Genomic DNA, 3,596 nt, shown 5'->3' with positions numbered 1-3,596 from the left:
ACCCCATCATGCGGCGGCCTCGCGCCGACCGCGAAGAGAAGCGCGTGACCCGCGGGAGCGATACAGCCGGAACCCAAAAACGTCGATCAGGAGAAGCTTGCCTCACGAACCCCAATCAGAGAAGACTTTCAGATTTCAGTTTCGCGGCGGACGATCGCAGCCTCACCCGTGCCCCTCTGCGCCAGACCCACGTCGGTTTCTTCTTCCGCGACCGCCAACGGCGGCAGGCTGATGTCATCCGTGGAGGCTCGGCCAAGGCGATCGTCGATCCGTTCGATGCCCGGTCGATCTGCAACCATACCGCTTCCGCTGTTCGTCAGAGGGTCGGCGTCGGCGTTCCGAGGGAGCATGCGATGCTCTCCGTGCCAAAAGGCCAACGTTCCGAAGATGTCGCGGTTCTCCGGGCCGGATGGCACTGCGACGAACGGCGTGATCTCATGGCACGAACCGGCCCCTGCGGGATCGCTCGCGAGCACAGGTGGATACGGGCGACCCATGCCGACCGGATTGGCCGATCGCAACGAAATGCCAAACCACTCCACCGCGAACATGATGGCGGCGGGACATGCACCCCGCCGCCGTTGCCTCGACGCGAAGCGAGGTTGTGATCAGAAGGTCCCGATGGCGCTCGCCGTACCGACGATGGTGGCGACGAGGCCGAAGGCGAAGGCCCCGATCATTGCGTAGCTGAATGGCTTCAGTTCCATGGTCGGTATCCTCTTTCGGTTGTGGTGACGCGGTCCGAAAACTGCCCGGCCGCGTGGCGATCAGCGTCCGATCAAACGTGGTGATGCCACCTCGGCCGTGACGTGCGAGTACGCACGCTGCACCGCAGCATGGCGCAAAGCACGGTCGCAAAGCCGATGCCACGCCGGATCGGCAGCCGTTGCGAAGCCTGCGTCGCGCCGCGTACTCGGCCGCGCCGAGCCGGCGCAAATCACCCGCATTGCGCTCAAGCTTCGAACAGGATCAAAGTACGGGGCGGACACCCGCAGACCATCGCCCGCGTGGAAGAGTACGTACACACGGCACGGTTGCATGTTTATCGATGTTAACAACCTGTGATTAAGGTTCGTGGATTGGGGGACGGGCATGCAACCGTCGGAATGCTGCATCTTTCGGATCGTGATCGCGTCCGGTCTCGGGCTGCTGATCACGGCCGCGCTGCTCTGGCGCTACTCGCCGGTCCTGGCCGTGCTGTCCGCGCCGCTCGGCGGATCGGTGGCGGCGCTCCTGGCGATGGTCGTTTTCCAGGCGGCCCGGCCCTTCGTGTCGCCCGAGCCGATAGGCGTCGACCCGAACAGCGACTACTTCGCCCGGAAGATCGGCTTTTTGTGATGTCGGGTTCGGACTGCCGCCGGTCGATCGGCGGCGATCGCGCCGTCAGCGATCGGCCTGCCGTGTCGCGCGACGGCTCGGGCTGCGAACCGTTGCAGTCCGTCCGACCCGGTGGCGGGAGCGGACGACACGCCGAGACGGTCTCGCGTTATCCTCGCCGGACCTGACAGCGATCGGGCGTGCGCCGCTTGTGTTTTGCAGGTTGTCGTAAGACCCGCGACCCGTGCGCGCCCGGTAGGCGGCACCGGCGAAATCCCCGGGCGTGGGCGGCGTGCCGGGTTGCGAGAAGCTCGTCTCCGGCCGGTAGGCCGGCCCCCAGCTGATCTCGTCGTCGCCCGCCGGGTCCTTGCCCGGAAAGCCTGTGACGTAACCGGTGCTCTGCGCAGCCGCCGTGCCGATCGGCGCCAACAGGCAGAGCAGGCCGCCGAGCACGAGGATAGCTTTTTGCGCTGCATGGGGCATGGTGTGGGTCCTTCCCTTCGCGCACCGAATGCGCGTGCGTGGAGTGCTGGACCAACCCGACGCCGGACCACCGGTTCTGAGCCTGTGGTCCGCTGCCGCGGATGGCTTCGACGGACGCCTTGTCCCACGCGGTACGCCTGCTTTTGCGCGAAAGGCTCGGCATGTCCGAAGCCGCTTCGTCGATAATCAGGCCGCCATCGCCTGCTCGACGGCGTCGCAGGTCGCGTTGAGCCCGTCCTCTTGCGCCAAAAGTTGCGCAGCCTCGCGGCAGGCCTGCGCCACCTGCGGCGACCCGAGGAGCCGCTCCAGCACGCGTGCAGCACGCGGCGGTGTGAACCGGCGCCGGCTGAGCTCGGCGCCGACGCCGAGGCGCCGGAGGCGGACGGCCTCGTCGAAATGATCGAATGCCACCGGCACGAGCAGTTGTGGGATGCCGGCGGCGAGCGCCTGCGCCACGGTGCCGATGCCGCCGTGATGAACCAGGGCGGCGCAGCGCGGCAGCAGCGCGCTGAACGGCGCGTAGGCGACCCGCAGGATTTCCGGCGGCAGCGCCCCGGGCATCTGGTCGGCCTGCGGCGCCAGCAGGATGCCGCGCCGGCCCATGCGCCGGCACAGGGCGACCGCAGTCTCGAAGAACGCGCGCCCCTGCCGCATCCCTGATCCATAGGTGAAGGCGATGGGGGGCGTGCCCGCATCGAGGAAGCACGCGACCTCGGGATCGAGCGCGGCCCGGTCGCCGTAACGGTCCGCGAGGGGAAAGCCGACCTGCACGGCCTGTTCCGGCCAATCCGCCTGCGGGCGGGCGAACCAGTTCGGGAACGTCAGCACCATCCGGGTCGGGCTGTTCCACCAATGGCGCAGGCGGCGGACCGGCGGCAGGCCGAGGCTGTCGCGGAAGGCGTTGAGGCCGGGCAGCACCGCCGGGTCGATCACGTAGCGGTCGCCGCCGCGGCCGAGCCAATGCCGGATGCGCGACGGCAGGCGTCGCGCCGCGGCCAGGCCCGGCAGCACCGGCGCCTCGCGACGGCTCTCGATCAGGAACGGGGCGACGTGGACCGTGACCAAGGGCAGGCCGAGCTTGTCCTGCGCGATGCGGGCTCCAAGGCTGTTGGGCGAGGCGACGACGATCCCGCCCCCCGCCGACCAGCGGGCCTGCACCCAAGCGAAGACCGGCTCGGTCGCCGTGGACAGCGTCTGCAGCAGCGGCTCGACCCCCCGGGTCGGGTGCCAGAGGTTCGGGTGCCGGAGGGTCCGCTCGTAATCCGCCCGCGTGCCGAGCGCGTGGAAGTCGATCCCCGCTCGCACCGCGAGGTCGCCGAACGGCGCCGGAGCGGCCAGCGCAACCCTATGGCCGCGATCTTTGAGTGCGGCGGCAAGCGCAAGAAACGGCAGCACGTCGCCATGCGAACCGAGCGTAACAAGGGAAACCTGCATCGCCTTGTATTACAAGATTTCTGACAGATGGGCTCCTACATACTGTAAAAATTATTTACTAACATGTGTTATGACCTGAGTGCGGAGGCGCACGGCTTATATACTGGTAGGACGCGGCGGATCGTCTCGGTACGTGGTTGGCGACACCCCCGCTTCACGACTGTGCGGTGGGCGCTCGTGGCGCAGCCACCTCCCGGAACGGCCCCGCCTGCCCCCGGTTCGCCTTTGGGACCGTTCCAAGACGAGGCACGAACATGGCCGACCTTCGCGGGAAGACCGTCGTCATCACAGGCGCATCGAGCGGCATCGGACGCGCGGCTTCGGAGGCGTTCGCCGCCCGGGGCAGCCGCGTCGTCCTGGCC

5 protein-coding genes are annotated in these 3,596 nt (G+C 68.1%); 2 read left to right on the top strand and 3 right to left on the bottom strand.

From position 1 onward, the window contains the following. Positions 1–128 precede the first annotated feature (128 nt). The gene (locus FV222_RS20200; RefSeq protein ID WP_147815481.1) at positions 129–551 is read right to left on the bottom strand and encodes a hypothetical protein; all 423 of its coding nucleotides are present in this window, start codon (positions 549–551) and stop codon (positions 129–131) included. A gap of 541 nt (positions 552–1,092) precedes the next feature. Here FV222_RS20200 and FV222_RS20195 point away from each other — a divergent pair. Next, a complete protein-coding gene (locus FV222_RS20195) occupies positions 1,093–1,338 on the top strand; it encodes a hypothetical protein (protein ID WP_147750925.1) in 246 nt (81 codons plus the stop codon). 45 nt (positions 1,339–1,383) lie between these two features. On the opposite strand, the gene FV222_RS31370 is transcribed toward FV222_RS20195, so the two are convergent. Next, entirely contained in the window at positions 1,384–1,800 is a 417-nt protein-coding gene (locus tag FV222_RS31370; protein ID WP_246685567.1) for a hypothetical protein, read from the bottom strand. Between the two features lie 186 nt (positions 1,801–1,986). Then, entirely contained in the window at positions 1,987–3,234 is a 1,248-nt protein-coding gene (locus tag FV222_RS20185; RefSeq protein WP_147815480.1) for a nucleotide disphospho-sugar-binding domain-containing protein, read from the bottom strand. Between the two features lie 254 nt (positions 3,235–3,488). Between FV222_RS20185 and FV222_RS31365 the strand changes: the two genes are divergently transcribed. Then, positions 3,489–3,596, top strand: a 108-nt coding sequence (locus FV222_RS31365; protein WP_147815479.1) for an SDR family NAD(P)-dependent oxidoreductase, incomplete at its 3' end; no start/stop codon positions are given.

Source organism: Methylobacterium sp. WL103, assembly GCF_008039885.1.
Classification (GTDB): domain Bacteria; phylum Pseudomonadota; class Alphaproteobacteria; order Rhizobiales; family Beijerinckiaceae; genus Methylobacterium; species Methylobacterium cerastii.
The sequence above is the reverse complement of the archived record's forward strand: the minus strand, read 5'-3'. Positions and strand labels throughout refer to the sequence as shown.

Coding starts and splice junctions, on each gene's coding strand:
- FV222_RS20200 (WP_147815481.1), bottom strand. CDS start 551: ATGTTCGCGGTGGAGTGGTTTGGCATTTCGTTGCGATCGGCCAATCCG.
- FV222_RS20195 (WP_147750925.1), top strand. CDS start 1,093: ATGCAACCGTCGGAATGCTGCATCTTTCGGATCGTGATCGCGTCCGGT.
- FV222_RS31370 (WP_246685567.1), bottom strand. CDS start 1,800: ATGCCCCATGCAGCGCAAAAAGCTATCCTCGTGCTCGGCGGCCTGCTC.
- FV222_RS20185 (WP_147815480.1), bottom strand. CDS start 3,234: ATGCAGGTTTCCCTTGTTACGCTCGGTTCGCATGGCGACGTGCTGCCG.